Consider the following 18,054-nt stretch of genomic DNA (forward strand, 5'->3'; position numbering starts at 1 on the left):
GCCATGTGTTGGCGGGCGATGCAGCCGCCTTGACCGATGTGGCCAGCGTGGTGCCGGGCAGTGCGGCGCAGCGCCTGGGCATCTACCACCATGCTTACCGTGCGCGTTTGCAAGAGACCTTGCGCGACAGCTTTGGCCACACCTTGCTGTACCTGGGCGATGAGTGGTTCGATGCCTTGTCGGCCGAGTTCATCGAGGCGCATCCGTCTGAATCGGCCAACCTGCGTTGGTATGGCGGCGCCTACCCCGATTGGCTGGCGCCGCGATTGAAAGATGCGGACAGCGCCTTGGGTGATCACCCCGAGGTGGCAGAGATCGCCCGCCTGGACTGGACCATGCGCGCCGCCTTTGATGGCGTGGATGCGCCGGTGTTGAGCATGGCTGACGTGGCCGCGTTGGCGCCTGATGACTGGGCCACGGTGGTGTTCAAGCCGCACCCCACGCTGGCCTTGATCAGCCTGCGTTGCAACACGCTGAGCTTGTGGCATGCGCTGGACCAGGAAGCCGAGGTGCCGCCGGTTGAGGCTTTGCCATCACCGATGGACGTGGTGGTGTGGCGCATTGAAGAGCGGCCGCATTTCAGGAGCGTGGCGCCGATCGAGGCGGCCGCTTTGCGGGCGGTGATGCAGGGGCAGGCATTCGCGGCGATGTGTGGCTTGCTGGCCGAGCTGTTGCCTGAGGACGAGAACGCGGCGGCCTTGGCCGGTGGCTACTTGCGCCGCTGGATCGACGAGGGCTTGTTGGCGGGGTTGCACTGCTGAGGTGATGGCACGTCACGTGCGCCACTGAAGGCACAATCGTGTCCACATCATCTCCCAGGGAATGTGGCCCATGAAGACCGTCTACAACGCCGCCAATGTGCTGGAGGCCCAGATGCTGCTGGACGTGCTCAGGCAGGAGGGCATCACGGCCCACATCCGCGGCGCGCACCTGCAAGGGGCCATGGGCGAGTTGCCTGCCGCCGGTCTGGTGCGGTTGGAAGTGCTGGAAGACGATCACCTCCGTGCCAGGGAGGCGATCGACCGCTGGGAAGCGGCCAGCCCCGTGGCCGACACGCCGGTTGGCGACGCTGCGCCAGCGGGCGAGCGCGCTGGCAGCTCGCGTTGGGCGCTGCCCGCCTTGATCGGCGTGGCCTTGGGCATGGGCCTGTCCTTTGCCTTCATGCGCGTGCCCGCCTCCACTGAAGGCCGGGACAACAACGGCGACGGCGTGCTGGATGAACACTGGCAGTTTTCGGCGTCGGGCCGGCACCTGTCGACCGAGGTGGATCACAACTTCGACCAGCGGATCGATTTGATCAACACCATCGACGGCCATGGTCAGCTTGTCCGCTCAGATTCGGACGAGGATTTCGACGGCGTCATGGACACGCACATCCACTACAAGCACAACAACCCCGAAGTGGCCGAGGTGGATCTGGATGGCGATGGCGTGACCGACGTGCGAACGCTGTACCGCGATGGTGTGGCGCACACGGTGGAGTACGTTGACCCGATCACGCAGAAGGTGGCTCGGCTTGAGCATGTGCGCCTGGGCTCGGCCGTCAGTGCTGACATTGACACGGATGGGGATGGTCGGCTGGACACGACTGAGGTTTACTCGCGTGTTGGTGCGGTGACATCGCGCTTGCCGATGGCGGGGGCCAAGTGATTGGTGTGGGGCGCGTCACGCCCCACACCCTGCCGCTCAAGCCTTCACTTCGACCACCTGCTCGAAGCCGCCGAAGATCATGCGTTTGCCGTCGAAGGGCATGGGCGGGTTGCCGGGTGTGGACGGATCCATGCGCGGGTCTTCCATCATCTTCTTCATGCCTGCGTCGCGCGTGCTCGATGAACTTCTGCTTGTTGGCGGTGGGGACTGCGATCACGAAACCATCGATGTAGGACATGTCGTCACTCCTGTTAAGTTGAGCGGTGGGCGCGCTCGCCTGAGGGCACCCTCGTATTCACACGACGAATGAGGGTAGGCCAAATCGACATGGCGTGCCTGGCAGGAGGACATGCGCCTTGTGGCACGAGACGTGGAACAAGGGCAAGATCGTCGGCCAGAAGGCACCGTTCAAGATCTGGCGCTGTTCAACCTCGGCATTGAGGTCGGCGACGAGCTCGAGATTTCCGAGCAGACGGAAATCTGAGGAATCCGACGGCGGTCGTCCCTTGCGGGGCCGGCCGTTGGCAACGGCGGCTTCCCGGAGGCGGGAGCGGTGAGAGGTTCTGGCCATGAGCGAAGTGCCAGGGATGGCAGTCGATGTCAGCTCCAGGCTGTCTGCTGCCGCTGAGTTTTGGCGGACCAGCGACTGCTGACCGCGGCACCGGTCATTGGACCGCTCGCTGGTTGCTCGGTCATGAGCAAGATATGGCTCACTCGATACTCCATGCCCTTGTGAGACGCAATGATGCGGTTGTATTCGTCTCGCATTTCCTCTTCTGACACCTGCATTGCTATCTCGTCAGCATTGGTTCGGGGTGTCGCATCCTGTTAACGTCAAGGCAAAGAGGATGGCATGGACAGTTTTTCGCATGTCGGGGCTCGGGATACGAGGGCAAGACCAATTCCTTGCTGCGGCGCGCAGAATGGAAATGACACGAACAAGGGTGTCGGTAAAGTAGCCATCAAGAATCTGTCGGCAGCAGAGCCCAGCCTTGAGCGTCTCACCTTAACCGTTTGACATGGGAGTTGGGTTAGCATCGTCCATACAGAGTAAAGATACATTCATTTAACAGGGAGAGAGTCCATGAGCCATCATATTCACTGGCCGCGCGCTGCGGTCGGCTGCGCCATTGCTTTGCTTGTCCAATCGGTACAAGCCGCAGATTACTACGTTGATTCCGTCGCGGCCACAGGAGGCAACGGTTCACTGACGAGCCCTTGGAACACACTTGCGCAGGTGAACGGCGCCCCGCAGGTCACCGCAGGCAACCGCGTGCTGTTCAAGCGTGGGGGCGAATGGCAGGGCACGCTGACAGTCAAGAATGGCGTCACGTACGAGGCCTATCCCGAGCCTTCATCGCTGCCCCGCCCGATCATTCGGGCATCCAAGTATGTCGGCAATTTGGCCTGGAAGCGCAATGGTTTCCTGAGCAATATCTATGTTGCCGACACACCCGGGTTGGTCTCGATCGGTACCGATGTCGACAATGTCACTCACCCCGCAGCCATCACACAGCTCTTGCTTAAGGGGGGCCGGCTGCAGCGCGCCCGAACTCCCAATATCGGCGAGGGCGTTTTTGGCGCGGGTCAGAATCGGTTCGCGCGGGCGCTCAGCGGCTCTGGCGCCATAGCCGGTAGCACGACCGGTGAGCAAGCCCTGGTTCACGAGGCTGGAGCCATCCCGTCGAACGTTCCAGCGACTGGCCTGGTGGGCGCTCAGGCCATGGTCAAGAACGCCTCGTGGATCATGAGGCGCTACAACGTGACATCGGCGGACCGCAGCGCGGCACGATTGACCCTGGCGCCTGATCCCGTGTGGGGCGGGGACAACTCGATTCCCGTGTCGGCTGCGTACGGCTTCTGGCTCGAGAACAAGCTGTGGATGCTCGATAAAGCGGGTGAATGGGTTTACGAGGGCGGCAAGTTGTATGTGTGGATGCCGGATGGATCGAGTCCCGTCAACAAGTCGCTCTATGCCTCGACCAATGTGCACGCTGTGGCGGGTTACGGGGTCCGCAATGTCACGGTGCGCAATCTCGAATTGCTCGACGCTCGCGGCGATGCATTGGCGATCTCCGGCCTGAATGGCAACGGCGCAGCCACGAACGTGGTCATCGACAAGGTGGTGGCTGCGCGAGCGGGCGGCGTCGGCATCAAGGTGATCCACAACACCAATGGTTCGGGCGTGATCTCGAACTCCACGGTCACGGACAGCCTGAACATCGGCATCTACCTCGGCACCGATTCCACGCGCAGTATCCACGTGACGGGCAACACCGTGCAGAACGCCGGTATCGGCAGTTTCGCGGCAGCAGGCATCTGGCTCGGCAACAAGAGCAACGCCATCAACAACACCGTGACCAACTCGAGCTACATCGGCATCAAGGGCGCCAAGCTCAATGTCATCGAGCGCAACGTGGTGTCGGGCAGCTGCAAGGAATTCGACGATTGCGGTGGCATCTATGTTCGTGGCCTCGACCCTGCCGATTCGGAGGCCGGTCACATCAATGCCGTCAGCAGCCAGATCAACCGCAACTACATCGATGGTGGCCTTCTGGCGCATTCGCTCGACCGCATTGACGGCACGCCGTCTTCCTTGACATCGCCCTTCAGCGGCACCAATGGCATCTACCTCGATGACTTCAGCGGCAACGTGGAGATCGCCAGCAATTTCGTGACTGGCTTCGATACCGGCGTCATGCTGCACCACGGCAGGGACGTCAGCATCACGGGCAACCGGCTCGTAGACAATCGCCGCACGCAGATCTACATGCAGGAAGACAACTACAGCGGTTCGCGGCTGGATTTGTCTCCCTACTGTGCAGGCTTGGCAGGCTGCAACTCGCAGAACTACCTCATGGGCAACCAGGTGGTCGGCAATGTGATGATGTCGAAACACCTGCGCCCGATGATCGAGCACACGAGCGATTTCGCGGGTGAGGCTGATTTCGCGCGCTACGCCTTGAATCAATATGCCATGCCAGATGCGGCGCAGTTTGCGTACCTTGGCCAGTCGCTCAAGTCGTTCAGCCTGTGGCGTCAGACCCCGGTGCCGAATTCAACGTCCGTGTACCAGGATGCTGACGCTTCGTTCTACAACACGGCGCAGGGGCCGACGCCTCTGGACGTCCAGGCCAACATGGTAGCGAATGGCGAGTTCACCCAGCAAGGAACGAACTGGCAGGGTTGGCGCACTGTGACGCCCACGTATGGCACCACAGGGTGTTTCGATGGAGCTTGTCTGACGACCTCGCCGGGGGCGGATGCCCAGACGGTTTCCGGCAAGAAAGTCTTCATTGTTCACACGCAGTCACCCATGGCTGTGGAGCAAGGCAAGAAGTACGTCGTGGTGTTTGATGCCATGGGCAGTGCAGAGGATGACTCGGTGAATCTGAACCTGACCAGGGTGGATAACTTTGCACCGCTGTCTGACTACCGTGGCGTCACCCTCGGAAAAGTATGGAAACGGCATGTGGTTGTCTTGTCGTCCAGCCCGACCACCGCTGGCAACGCACGCGTGGATTTCCAGTTCAACGCCAATTCAACCGTGCGCATCGATAACGTGCGGATGGTGGCCATGCCCTGGTGATCTGACGCCGGCAGATGAGGGGCGCTGAACCTCAGTCAGCACTCTTATGCTTGCCGGGTCCCGGCAGATAGGATTGCACGGCCTGGTCCACGTACTTGTGAATTTCCAGCTCGGAGCGGGGCTTGTCCTCGCCGAGCATGGATTCCGCGAAGTCATGCAAGGGCACGAACAACTTGTCGGGAGCGCCCTTGAGCTTCAGGGGCTGGTTGCGGGCGATCAAACAGTCCCACTTGGCCCGTACCGCCGACCACAAGGGTTCGGTCAGCTTGAGAAGGAGGCGTCGTCGGCGGGCACCGCCACGTAGTGCGATTCACTACCTATGTCGATTCCTGCAGCATTGGGGTTGGTCACCTCCAGCTGAGGGCCTCTTTTCCTGGGCTTGTTTCGCTGCGTCATGCCGTACTCCAACTAACATGTCCATGGGAAGGGCGCCGCCTGGGGTACGTCGTCTTGCTCAATCTCTCAAACGGGATATCGACTCTCATCGATTCACCAGTGCCAATGACGTCAACCTTGACCACCCGAACTGTCGGGCGTTGCGCGCCATTGACTGTCCGGTCTTTGGCGGGTGCCGCCTCCTGCCGTACGGTGTTTAGGTCTACATCCACGGTCAAGGCGGCAACAAACGTTGGCCGCCCGATTGGCTGTACAGCTGACAGTTCTCGGACGGCCTGTACTGCCTGCGATCAGATTTCAGTCTGCTCAGAAATCTCCAGTGCGTCATCTACCTCGATACCCAAGTAGCGCACAGTCGACTCCAGCTTCGAGTGACCAAGCAGCAACTGAACAGCGCGCAAATTTTTGGTGCGCCGATAAATCAGTGTCGCCTTGGTTCTTCTCATTGAGTGAGTGCCGTAGTCGGTGGGGTCAAGCCCAAGCTCCTCAACCCAGCCCTCAAGGATCCGTGCGTACTGTCGTGTTCCCAGATGAGGCGAATCGTGGATTCGACTTGGAAAGAGAAAGTCCTCAGACTTCAGCTTGGCCTGTTTAATCCAAGCCTGTACGGCCTCGCGCGCCGCTGGGGTGATTTCGAACTGCACTGGCCGCTGCGTTTTGTGCTGCGTGACCATTGCGCGCGATGCCACCTGGTCGCCGTGGCAGACGTCCCGCACCTTGAGACTGACGAGGTCACAACCTCGAAGTTTGCTGTCGATTCCCAGGTTGAAGAGTGCGAGTTCGCGAACCCGTTTTTCCATCTGAAGTCGCACGCGGAGTGCCCAGATGTCCTTGAGTTTGAACGGCGCTTTCTGGCCGACGATCTTGCCCTGTTCCAAGGTTCCCGGTGAGCAGTGTTGGCTGCAGATCCCATGATGGTCTCCCATCGTGTTAAGGATCAATAACAGTGCCTCTGTGTTGCATGGTTGTGCTTGCGCTCGATCAAGTTATTGGAAGCTGCTGAAAACTGCCGCTGCCGGCCAGGAGCAGCCACTGGGGCAAGCGTCCCAATCCGGCCATCCAATTGGCGGCTGGTGCAACAGGATATGCGCGCCATACCAAATCAATCTGGCCTAATCTCCCAGGTCGAAACACAGCAGCATTACCGCGCTATGACTGAGCAACCGTTGCACACATCCCTAGTTGATCTCGGGCGCAAACCGATGCGCCCGTTTGAAGGTGGAAGGGATGCCAAGGTCGGCGCTGCGCTCTTCGAGGCCTTTGCCGAGGGCTCTGCGGTCGAGACCACCTGGGACGGACTGCTTAGGCATCGCGTGTGCTTGCTCGTTGGCCCTGCTCACTGTGGAAAGACCTCCGAGCTGAAGCTACTCCAGCGTCGACTGCGCGATATCGACCGGGCGTGTTTCATGCTCGATCTGGGGACGCTTGTGCGCTCATCGGTCGACGAGGCCATGGGAGCGGACAAGTCCGTCTTCGTTGGATGGTGTCAGGGTGACACCGAAGGCATCTTCCTGCTGGACGCGCTGGACGAGGCAGAACTATGCGACGACAAGGCTTTGCTCGTCTGCATCAACAAGGTGGCTTCCTGTCTCGGACTGCCTGCGCTTCGGCGCTCGCGCTTTGTGGTGTCTAGTCGGCCTGGCTCGTGGTCTTCAGCCGATGTTCTTGACACAATTCGTGATGGCCTTTGCGCTCAAGTTGCCGTGCTCGGTGACCCCTCCGAAGTCGACGGCACCGCAGCTTCATTGTTCGAAGCGCAGGATGATGCGAAGCCGGTCAGTGCCATGATTTTTGCGTCCCTGCCCCCACTTACGAAGGGGCAGGCAAGCAAGCTGCTCAGGTGTGTTCACGGCGTAGAGCATCCGGCAGCACTGCAAGACAAGGCGTGGAATCTGGGGCTGGCATTTGCGCTTCGCAATCCTGGCTCGCTGGGATGGTTGGCTCGCGTTGTTCCCAAGCTTCAGTCGGGGGATGGCCGACTTCGAGCCTACGAGGCCGCCGTCAAGGAACTCGTTCGCATGGGATTCGAGCGGCGCCGACAGGCAACGCCGTTTTCGGAAGACGACGTCTTTCGAGAAATCGAACGACTGTGTGCAGCGTCGTTTTTCTGTCAGAAGTACCTGTTTGCGCTGCGCGCCTCACCAAGCGACGACGGTGCGGTTTCGTTGCGTGAGGCGCTGGCCCACCGACCAGGCAACTTCGAGACACTGCTTCAGACCTTCCCGTTCTTCATTGACTCGGGCATCCAGCGTCTGAAGTTGTTGCCTTCTGAGTTGCAGCCCTTCTTGGCAGCAAAGTGGCTTGCAGAAAGAATCAAGTACGGGTCCATGAGCGTGGACGATGTCTTGGACTTGTTCGTCAAGACGTCGTTCGCAGGCGAGCTTATCCCCTCGCAATTTGAGGTGGTCGCGGGATGGTTGTCGTCGATGGACTTCGAATTCGCGCGTCGGATTTTGGATGTAGCCCCACACGCTGTACTGCTGTATGGAGACATCTCTGGCCTGCCGCATCCGGTGGCGGAGGACGCCCTGCGAAAGACCATTGGAGCCCTGGCGAGCGGCCGTGCGCTCCTTTACCGGACGGTGCGGCTCACGTCCGACGACTATTGGCAGGCGATGCGGCCTGACCTTGTGCAGACAGTGGTATCTAGCATCGACGCGTTCGCCCACAACGACGAGTGCTGGGACTTGCTGACTCGCATGATTGCAAGCCGAGGTTGTGTCGAAGGCGTGCCGGCATTGAAACGGCAGCTTGCCAATCCACGTTCATCTGACACAGCGCGGGTGCGCGCGGTGGATGCCATCGGGGAGTGCGGACGCGCGGCCGATGTTGAATGGGCGGTTGACGGGCTTTTCGCTCGCGGCTTGTTCAACGCCAGAGCTGCAACCATTTCGCTTCAATCGCTTCTTCAACGGTCTCGCAGTGTGGACCATCTGCGCAGGGTGCTGCGTTCGGGTCTGTTTGAGTCGATTGCAGCGTCCGTCTATGTGCAAGACCTCGTTGAGCACGACTCATCCAAGGCCAATGTGTTGGCCTTGGTCGTGACGCTTAAGCAGGCAGCCGTCGGCATTTCAGGACCTGGAGCCGACGCAACGATGAAGCTGCTCGTCTCGTCGGTAGAGGCACTCCTAAGCCGGGACGACTTGGCCGAGGCCGACTACGTTGGACTGTTGGACACCCTTGAGGCAGTGCGAGTTCAAGCGGAAGGCCGAGACTTTGACCGGTTCGACGAAATTCCGCCGCTGATACGTGTTCGGCCAGAGCTGCAGCGCTTGGCAATCCGGCGCCTGGTAAGGGGTCTCGGCAAGGAGCAACTGTGGAAGCTGAGAAGCCACACTGAGGAGCTGTACGCCCACATCTCCGAGGCGGATATCGAAACGCTGGAGCAGCTCAAGACCGAGTTGCCTGACGCCGAGCTTGGGGCCCAGCTCCAGCGTCTGATTGAGGGCATAGCGCCGCGCGAGTCGCCACGAGCTGAGCGGCGAGCACCCAAGAGGACGGCGAACAGCAAGCCCGCGTTTGCTGTGGACAAGACGCAAGTCGAGGCCAAGACCGAGGCAATTGCGGCTTGTGCAGACCCTGCAATGTTTACGCGCCTGGTTCTCGTCGCGACCGATGGACGTCTCCGCACTTCACTCGGAGCTGAACAGTGGAGTTTTTTGGAGGCCAAGTATGGAACGGTGGTGTCAGCGGCCGTACAAGCGGGCCTTTGCCGGCTTTGGCGCGACCATCTGCCCCTCGAAGACGTTAACAACCCTCAGACCGTCTATGAACAAACCGTTGTCGGCCTTGCGGGGGTTGCTGCTGAGGTGGTCAACGCCTACGCCGCGAAGGCACTGAATGTGGCCGAGTCCGAACAGGCCATGCGTTACAGCCTCTACGAACTGAACCAGTTTCCACCCTACGTAGCATTCCTGGTGGCTACCCGATTCGACGAATGCGATGCGTTCTACGCCTCAGTAGTCGAGGGGTGGAAGACATCGCCGAAGGCTGCCGAGGACGCCAAACATGTCGTGGCAAGGATGCCGGACAAGCTCGTCGCGGGTGACACCCGCTGCAGGGCGGCAGTTTGGTCCTACCTAAAAGCCGACGCATGCGGTTCGTACTACGAGGTGGAGCAGGCCCTGAGCGCGCTCTGCAAATGGCCTGAAGACCCAGAGCTTGTGGCCTTCCTAGATGGAAGGAGTCGTCAGGGCTGGGAAAATCGCCGTGATGACTTCGCTGCCTATTTCTCCGCCTGGGTTCGAGTTCAGCCCGGACCCGCGTTGGCCTTTCTTGCCGATTGTGCTGGCGAGCCGGCGAGGCAGGTAGAGATTGTCGGACTAGCGAGCTATTGGTCAAGGAACAGGGAGAGTCCTCTATCGGGCATCGAGTCAAATACCGAAGAGTTGGCCACGCACCTCGAGAAACTATATGAAGTCATGGCGCTGGCCGCGCCGCCAGCGACGGACCCATATCGCACGGGGGTTTTCTCGCCCGACGCCAGAGACAATGCGGGCCAGTTTCGCAGTTCCGTCCTTGGAATGATTGACGCACTGGGCAGCCACGCCGCCTACATAGCAGCCAGGCGGCTGGCCGTGAAGTTCAAGGATGAGGCACCGACGGCGCACATGCTCGATGCGTTGGCCGTTCGCATTGCCGAACGAGCTGCGATACCGCCGCCCTGGACGACCGCACAGTTCGTTGACTTCTCGCGGGACGCGATGGCCGTGCCAGTCGACGACGAACAGTCACTCTGGCTGCGAGTCAGGCGCGACACGAGGTCTGCCGTCCAGAACGTATTGTCGGGGCGCTTCCATGTCGGCGACCTGTTGAAGATGGGTAAGGAGCGAGAGATGCAGCTGTGGCTCGCCCGTGAGCTGGAACTGCTATCCCAGCAGGCCTACTCCGTCGAGCGCGAACCCGAATTAGCAGACAGGACGATGCCGGACATCCGCGCCGAGACTCTGCGGCACATGGCGACCTTGGAACTTAAGGTTGCAGATGACCGCACTGTCGATTCACTACTCTTCGACCTCGAGTGGCAGCTGAAAGGTGACTATCTGCGGGACAAGAAGTCGAACTACGGCATTTTCGTAGTTATGCATCAAGGGTCAAGGAAGAAATTCCCTTTTCAAAAGCGGGCACTGTCATTTTTTGAATTGTGGCAAATCTTGATAAAGCGAGCCGATGAACTCACGGTGGCGTCCCTCGGCAAGAAGCACGTCGAGGTCATTGCTTTTGAATGTCCAAGCGGACACAGCCCCCGTAACGAGAAGAAGTCGACTCGCAAGAAAGGAAGTGCCACGTAGGCAGTTCTCGCAAAGGGAGGGTGACCTTGTGGTGAGCATTGGATTGCTCGCGAACGACTGCTCTGGAGTTTGACGGCCGACTGCTCAGGGTCGAATGCACCAGTTTGAACTGGCGGAAAGAGCAGTCATCGGCGTGGCTCTGACCGCCAAAAGTCGACCCGGGTCCGTTGCACCTTGCTTAGTAGACCTTCGTATGTTCCGCGGCGGCCAGAGTCAGTGACCACTTGATGGCGGCTAGCGTGAGTTCGGCGCTCTGCAGCCACCGACCGCACCCGCTGCTATGCGGTCACTCGCAGTGCGTCAACAAGTGTCAGCTCAAGGTCGAAAGTGAGCATCCGCCCCCTTGTAGTCAAAACACCATCACCCAACCCCGAAACCCCTGCCTGAACTGCGGCAGCGTCTTGCACTCCATCCCATACCGCCTGCGCTGCCCGGCCCCGCAGCTCTGGTTGACAAACAAGTCACAATTCGCAATGCCCATCGCGCAGACGAATCAGCCAGAGCCCTTGCCGCATGAACAACGCCCCGATACGCAAGATGAATCCACGGAGGCAAAACTAGCATGACCCCTGTTCAATCTTTGGGTGATTTGCTGTTGTTGCGAGAGTCCGTCTTGCTTGAATGCAAGCTGGCCAACGGCCGTGATGGCAAGGGCGCACTGCCAGATGACTTCTGGCCCACCTACAGCGCCATGGCCAACACCGATGGCGGCATGGTCGTGCTTGGCATGCGCGAGCGCAAGGGGCTGTTTGAGCCGGTGGGCATCGAGAACCCGGGCAAGGTGCGCACCGAGTTGTTCAACAACCTGAACAACCGCCAGAAAGTCAGCATCAACCTGCTGACTGACAGCCAAGTGCACGAATGCGTGGTGGATGGCAAGACGCTGTTGCTGGTTGAGATTCCACGTGCTCGGCGCCAACAGCGCCCGGTGCACCTGAGCCGCAATCCCTTTGAGGGCAACACCTACCGGCGGCTGAATGAGGGCGATCGCCCTCTGCCTGACGAGGATGTCAAGCGCATGCTGGCCGAGCAGGTGGAAGACAGCCGCGATTCCCGCATCCTGCCCCACTTCGGTTTGAAGGATCTTGATGTCGACAGCCTGAAGGCCTACCGCAACATTTTTCGTGCCGACAAGCCCGATCACCCGTGGTTGGCGTTGGATGACGAGGGCTTTTTGCAGATGCTGGGCGGCTGGCGGGAAGACCGTGCCACCGGCGAGGCCGGGTTGACCGTGGCGGCTTTGTTGATGTTTGGCCGTTGGCCATCGATTGCCGAGGCTTTACCGATGTACTTTGTCGACTACCAGGAGCGACCCGCCGACTACGCCGCCAGCGTCCGCTGGTTGGATCGCATCGTGCCCGATGGCAATTGGTCTGGCAATTTGTTTGACTTTTACCGCCGCGTGGTCAACAAGCTGACGGCGGATGTGAAGGTGCCATTTGTGTTGAAGGGCGACACTCGGCAGGACGACACGCCAACGCACAAGGCGCTGCGCGAGGCCTTGGTCAACACCCTGGTGCATGCGGATTTCACCGGGCGTTTGTCGGTTTTGGTGATCAAGGAGCCTGCAGGCTTTGTCTTTCGCAACCCAGGCAGTTTGCGAGTGCCGTCAGCGCAGGCCTTGCAAGGCGGGGTGAGTGACTGCCGCAACCGCACCATGCAGCAGATGTTTTTGATGATCGGTTTGGGCGAGCGGGCGGGCTCAGGCATGTCGCGCATCCTTCATGGCTGGAAGGATCTGGGTCACGGTTTAAAGTTGGTGGAGCGCTACGAGCCGCAAGAGCACGCGGTGCTGGAGATGACGTGGTCTCCCGAAAGTTCGGGACAAAGTTCGGGACAAAGTTCGGGACAAAGTTCGGGAGAAAGTGGGGGCCGCATTCTTGACTTGTTGGCACAAAAAGCGACCCTCACCATTCCTGACATTGCAAAGCAACTGGCCTTGACGACGCGGGCGGTTGAAAAGCAGATCGCCAAACTCAAAGCCCAAAACCGCCTGCGCCGCGTGGGCCCCAACAAGGGCGGTCGCTGGGAGGTGCTGCCAAACGACCGGACGCGATGACGGGGGCACACCGCCCCGATCAAGGCACCACCTCCCAGCTCCGAAACCCCTGCCTGAAGCTCGGCAGCGCTTTGCATTCAATGCCATACCGCCTCCGCTGCCCATCGTCACTCAACACCTGGAACCCCTGCGTGCCCGGCGCCGCGAACATCGCCTCGGGATGCAGCCCCTTGAAGTCAACCCCCTTCACCAGCACTGGCGCCTGGCCCGAATCCCCCGACCACCGATACAGCGCAAACGCCCCCGTGTCCGCCGGTGGCCCCGCCACGATCAGGTAAGCCGACCCAACCCAGTCAATGCTGCGAATCCCCCGCCGCCCCAGGTCCAGCTGAATGGCCTGACCCAAGCGAGCGCGCGCACCGTGGTCGATCACCTCCTTCGGGTTCTCCAGCGTCACCAGCAAGGCGCGCTGATTGGGCGCCGGGTTTCTGAACCCGATGAGCAGGCGCCCGTCAGGCGTGGCGGCCAGGCCTTCGATGTTCAGCCCGCCCTCCGCCTCGGGTGCTTTGGCGGCCGCATCGGCCAGCTTGAACGCCGCCAATGCGGGGGCCGCCAGCAGGTCGTCCAACAAGCCCGAGTACGCCTTGCCCACGGTCACCAGCTTGAACGGGGGCTGCTTTGGCGGCGCAGCGCGGCTGATCACCTCGGTCGCAAAGAAGCGCAAACGCCGATCCTGCCGTTTGCCCTCGCTGTTGCGCCCATGCGATGACACCCAGTAAGTGCGTTGGCCGATGGACGCCGCGCCTTCGATGTCCGACTCCTTGTCAGGCTTGGTGCCCAGAAAGCTTGAGACGTCCAGCTTGTCCACCGCCGAGGCTTGCCCGCGCCGATACACCACCAGGGTGTTGCGTTCATCGTCGGCCACCACAAAGTGATCTGCATCCAGCGCCACCGCAGCCGATGCATCGCACAGGCCCCGGTAGTTGAACGTGTCCCGCGCAAAGGCGTTGCTGGATGCGCCCATCCCGGCCGCGCCGGCCAAAACCCACAGGGTCGTCCAGATCAGAGTGCGTTTGAGTTCCATGGTTTCTCCTGGGCGCCGGGCCGTTACAGTGGTGGCATGAACATCATGAGTGATTGGTTGAGCCGCCACGTGGGCATCGAGCCGTGGGTGGCATCCTTGATCGCCATCGCGGTCATCACCATTGTGCTGAACCAGCTTGCGCAAGTGTTGCTGCGCCAGGCCGCGCGCTGGACGGCGAACACGGCCACGGCCTGGGATGAAGCCGTGGTCAGCACCGCCCGCCGGCCCATCCTGGTGGCCATGTGGGTGGTGGGCTTGAGCTACATGGCGCGCGTGCTGCAGCGGCATGTGGAAGAGCCCTTCCTGGCTGAGGTGCAGGCCCTGCGCGATGTGGCGCTGATCGCCTGCGTGGTGTGGTTTCTGTTGCGCTTCATCGGCAAGGCCAGCCGCCACATCATTGCCGCCAGGGTGGCGCGTGGTGAGGAGGTGGATGGCACCACCATCGATGCCCTGGGCAAGCTGGCGCGCCTGGTCACCTTCGTGGTGGCGGTGCTCATGGTGGCGCAAACGCTGGGCTTTCACATCACCGGGCTGTTGGCCCTGGGCGGCGTGGGCGGCATCGCGGTGGGCTTTGCCGCCAAGGACATCCTGGCCAATTTTTTTGGCGGCCTGACCATTTACCTGGACCGCCCCTTCAGCGTGGGCGACTGGATCCGCTCGCCCGACAAGAGCATCGAAGGCACGGTGGAGTACATCAGCTGGCGCCACACGCGCGTGCGCGCTTTCAACAAGAACCCGATCTACGTGCCCAACGCGGTGTTCACCAACATCGTGGTGGAGAACCCCTCGCGCATGAGCCACCGGCGCATCAAGGAGACCATCGGCCTGCGCTACGAGGACATCGACCGCGTCGCGCCCATCGTGGCCGACATCCGCGCGATGCTGGTGGCGCACCCAGACATCGACGCCGCGCAGACGCTGATCGTCAATTTCACCCAGTTCGGGGCCTCATCGCTGGACCTGATGGTCTACGCCTTCAGCAAAACCGTGGTGTGGGTGGCCTACCAAGAGGTCAAGCAGGACGTGTTGCTGAAGATTGGCGGGATCGTGGCGCAGCATGGTGCCCAGGTGGCCTTTCCGACGCAGACGCTGCATTTTCCCCCGCCCTGATAGGCGCCTTGCACCCCCTTGGGGTGGCATGCATGTTGCTGGTATACAAGCTGGTACATCAACGGTGCATCAAGCCGGTGCAAGGAGAAACGCATGTCGCTGGATCAATGGAATCGTCGTTCTTGGCTCAAAACGGTGGGCGCCACGGGGGCGGGTGTCGCCATGGCGGGCTGGTCTGACCTGGTGTTGGCGCAAAAGCCCATCACCATCGGCATGATCTACGTGGGCCCCAAGGACGACTTTGGCTACAACCAGTCGCACTATGAGGCGGCGTCCGAGATCAAGAAGATGCCTGGCATCAAGATCGTCGGCGAAGAAAACGTGCCCGAGACCCAGTCCGTGCAAAAGACCATGCAGGGCATGATTTCGCAAGATGGCGCAACGCTGCTGTTCCCCACCTCTTTCGGCTACTTCAACCCCCACATCCTGGACGTGGCCAAGAAGAACCCCGACGTGCGCTTCGCCCATTGCGGCGGCATGTGGGACGCGGCCAAGCACCCCAAAAACGTCGGCAGCTTCTTTGGCTACATCGATGAAGCCCAATACCTCAACGGCGTGATCGCCGGCCATGCCACCAAGTCCAAGAAGATCGGCTTCGTGGCGGCCAAGCCCATCCCCCAGGTGCTGCGCAACATCAACGCCTTCACGCTGGGCGCGCGCTCGGTGCACCCGGACATCACCTGCGCCGTGATCTTCACGGGCGACTGGTCCATGCCGGTGAAAGAGGCCGAAGCCACCAACAGCCTGGCCGACCAGGGCGTTGATGTGTTCACCATGCACGTTGACGGCCCCAAGGTCATTGTCGAGACGGCGGCCAAGCGCGGCAAGTTCGTCTGCGGTTACCACGCCTCGCAAGCCAAGCTGGCCCCCAATGCTTACCTCACGGGCGCCGAGTGGAACTGGGTCACGCCTTACAAGCAGATCGTGGATGCCGCGCGCACCGGCAAGCCGCACCCCAACTTCTTGCGCGGTGGCTTGAAGGAAGGCTTCGTCAAAACGTCGCCCTACGGCCCCGCCGTGTCTGAGGCCGCGCGCAAGAACGCCGATGCCATCAAGGCCTTGATGATGAAGGACGAGTTCGAGATCTTCAAGGGCGAGATCAAGGACAACACCGGCAAGGTGGTGGTGGCCAAGGGCACGACCATGAAGCAGGTCGACCCGGCGCTGGAAGGCATGAACTACCTGGTCGAAGGCGTCATCGGCAAGGTCTGAGTTCCGGTTGCTGGCTTGACAAGGCGGTTCACATGAGCGGTTCTTCATCGATGGCGTCGGCTGTGGAAAGCATTGCCTTGCCCATCCTGGCTTTGGCCGGGGCGGTGCTGCTGTTTGGCGGCTTCGTGTGGTTGGGCGGCACCTCGCCCACCGAGACCTGGATCCTGCTGTTCCAGGGTGCGTTTGGCGATGCGTTCTCGTGGCAGAACACCTTGCAGCGCTCGGCGCCCTTGATGTTGACCGCCTTGTGCGTGACGATCCCGCAGCGCGCTGGGCTGATGGTGATTGGCGGGGAGGGGGCGCTGGTGCTGGGTGGGCTGGCTTGTGCCGGCCTGCCTTACCTGGTCGCGCCGCCGGCGTCGGCTGTGGGCACCGTGATGGTGTTGCTGGCAGGTGCCGTGGCGGGGGCCGCGTGGATCGGCATCGTGGGCGCGCTGCGGCAATACCGGGGCGTCAATGAAACCATCAGCTCCTTGCTGATGGGTTACCTGGCGGTGGCACTGTTCAAGCACTTTGTGGAAGGGCCCATGCGCGACCCGACCAGTTTGAACAAGCCCTCGACCTTGCCCTTGGACCCGGCCATTTTGCTGGGCGCCATCCCCGGCTATGACGTGCATTGGGGCCTGGTCTGGGGCGTGGCCTGCTGCCTGATCGCAGGCTTCTGGTTGTACGGTTCCACGCACGGCTTTGCCACGCGGGTTGTGGGTGGCAATGCTCGGGCGGCGCGCCTGGTGGGCTTGCCCAGCCACCGCCTGGTGATCACGGCCTGCGCCTTGGGCGGGGCGTGTGCGGGCCTGGCAGGCGCCATCGAGGTGGCGGCGGTGCACACCAACGCCAATGCATCCCTGATCGCGGGCTTGGGCTACACGGGCATCCTGGTGTCTTTCGTGGCGCGCCACAACCCCTGGGCCGTGATCCCGGTGGCCATCCTGTTTGGTGGCTTTGGTTCGGCGGGCAGCTTGCTGCAACGTCGCCTGGATTTGCCCGATGCCTCGGTGCTGGTGCTGCAAGGCTTTGCCTTCGTCATGATTCTGGCCAGCGAGGCCTTGCGGGGCCGCCTGGGTGAATTGCTGGCCCGCCGTCCAGGCATCCCTGCCAACAGCTTGTCGCAGGTGCCCGCATGAGTGAGTCCTCCATTTGGTTCGACGTGATCATCGCGGTGCTGGGCGGCGCCATCCGGGTCGGCACACCGTTTCTGTTCGTCAGCCTGGGCGAGTGCCTGACGGAGAAATCCGGTCGCATCAACCTGGGCCTGGAGGGCGTGCTGGTGCTGTCGGCCATGGCCGGCTTTGGTGGCAGCTACCTGACTGGATCGCCTTGGTTGGGCGTGTTGCTGGCAGGTTGCGCGGGTGCCTTGCTGGCGCTGCTGCACGGCTTGCTGTGTTCGCTGAAAGGCGTCAACGACATCGCCACCGGTATCGCCTTGATGTTGCTGGGCGCGGGCCTGGCCTTTTACCTGGGCAAGGGTTTGATCCAGCCGCAAGCCGCGCAGATCCCCTCGATTGACCTGGGCGGCTGGAGCGATTCGCAGCAAGTGCAAGCGGCCTTGCGCATCAATGCGCTGTTCCCCATTGGCGTGGCATTGGCGGCCCTGATGGCCTGGGCCATGGCCAACACACGCTGGGGCTTGATCGTGCGCATGGCGGGTGACAGCAGCGATGCGTCGCGTGCGTTGGGCTACTCGGTCAACACGGTGCGCGTGCTGGCCACGATGGCGGGCGGC

General features: G+C 61.3%; 11 protein-coding genes and 3 pseudogenes. 10 read left to right on the forward strand and 4 right to left on the reverse strand.

The window, feature by feature from the left end; translation table 11 throughout:
* Window positions 1-761 (forward strand): DNA-binding domain-containing protein (locus H7225_RS06380; protein WP_290659987.1); only part of this gene is annotated, 761 nt, incomplete at its 5' end.
* Window positions 762-831: 70 nt separating this feature from the next.
* A complete protein-coding gene (locus H7225_RS06385) occupies window positions 832-1,650 on the forward strand; it encodes a DUF2007 domain-containing protein (RefSeq protein WP_290659989.1) in 819 nt (272 codons plus the stop codon).
* Between the two features lie 36 nt (window positions 1,651-1,686).
* Here the strand turns inward: H7225_RS06385 and H7225_RS06390 are convergent.
* Window positions 1,687-1,888 (reverse strand): annotated as a pseudogene (locus H7225_RS06390) (hypothetical protein).
* Window positions 1,889-1,999: 111 nt separating this feature from the next.
* On the opposite strand from H7225_RS06390, the gene H7225_RS06395 reads away from it, so the two are divergent.
* Entirely contained in the window at window positions 2,000-2,134 is a 135-nt protein-coding gene (locus H7225_RS06395; protein ID WP_290659991.1) for a hypothetical protein, read from the forward strand.
* A 600-nt stretch (window positions 2,135-2,734) separates the two neighbouring features.
* The gene (locus tag H7225_RS06400; protein ID WP_290659993.1) at window positions 2,735-5,239 is read left to right on the forward strand and encodes a right-handed parallel beta-helix repeat-containing protein; all 2,505 of its coding nucleotides are present in this window, start codon (window positions 2,735-2,737) and stop codon (window positions 5,237-5,239) included.
* Window positions 5,240-5,270: 31 nt separating this feature from the next.
* Here H7225_RS06400 and H7225_RS06405 read toward each other — a convergent pair whose 3' ends face one another.
* Window positions 5,271-5,459, reverse strand: a complete 189-nt coding sequence (locus H7225_RS06405) for a hypothetical protein (protein ID WP_290659995.1) — start codon at window positions 5,457-5,459, stop codon at window positions 5,271-5,273.
* 466 nt (window positions 5,460-5,925) lie between these two features.
* A pseudogene (locus H7225_RS06410) lies at window positions 5,926-6,548 on the reverse strand (tyrosine-type recombinase/integrase).
* A gap of 58 nt (window positions 6,549-6,606) precedes the next feature.
* On the opposite strand from H7225_RS06410, the gene H7225_RS06415 reads away from it, so the two are divergent.
* Complete coding sequence (locus tag H7225_RS06415) at window positions 6,607-10,926, forward strand: hypothetical protein (RefSeq protein WP_290659997.1); 4,320 nt, start codon at window positions 6,607-6,609, stop codon at window positions 10,924-10,926.
* Between the two features lie 562 nt (window positions 10,927-11,488).
* Window positions 11,489-12,985 (forward strand): RNA-binding domain-containing protein, encoded by a 1,497-nt coding sequence (locus tag H7225_RS06420; RefSeq protein WP_290659999.1) that lies wholly within the window; start codon window positions 11,489-11,491, stop codon window positions 12,983-12,985.
* 19 nt (window positions 12,986-13,004) lie between these two features.
* Here the strand turns inward: H7225_RS06420 and H7225_RS06425 are convergent, their stop codons facing one another.
* On the reverse strand, window positions 13,005-14,009 hold the full coding sequence (locus H7225_RS06425; protein ID WP_290660001.1) for a DUF3616 domain-containing protein: 1,005 nt from the start codon (window positions 14,007-14,009) through the stop codon (window positions 13,005-13,007).
* 45 nt (window positions 14,010-14,054) lie between these two features.
* Between H7225_RS06425 and H7225_RS06430 the strand changes: the two genes are divergently transcribed.
* The 4 genes and pseudogenes from H7225_RS06430 to H7225_RS06445 all read left to right on the forward strand — a co-directional run.
* Window positions 14,055-15,119 (forward strand): mechanosensitive ion channel family protein, encoded by a 1,065-nt coding sequence (locus H7225_RS06430; protein WP_290660003.1) that lies wholly within the window; start codon window positions 14,055-14,057, stop codon window positions 15,117-15,119.
* 93 nt (window positions 15,120-15,212) lie between these two features.
* The gene (locus H7225_RS06435) at window positions 15,213-16,331 is read left to right on the forward strand and encodes a BMP family ABC transporter substrate-binding protein (protein ID WP_290660005.1); all 1,119 of its coding nucleotides are present in this window, start codon (window positions 15,213-15,215) and stop codon (window positions 16,329-16,331) included.
* A gap of 50 nt (window positions 16,332-16,381) precedes the next feature.
* Entirely contained in the window at window positions 16,382-17,455 is a 1,074-nt protein-coding gene (locus H7225_RS06440) for an ABC transporter permease (protein ID WP_290660007.1), read from the forward strand.
* A pseudogene (locus H7225_RS06445) lies at window positions 17,452-18,054 on the forward strand (ABC transporter permease); the annotation flags it as partial. The gene H7225_RS06440 and the pseudogene H7225_RS06445, both read left to right, overlap by 4 nt.

This window comes from Aquabacterium sp. (assembly GCF_014378415.1).
Lineage (GTDB): Bacteria > Pseudomonadota > Gammaproteobacteria > Burkholderiales > Burkholderiaceae_C > Aquabacterium.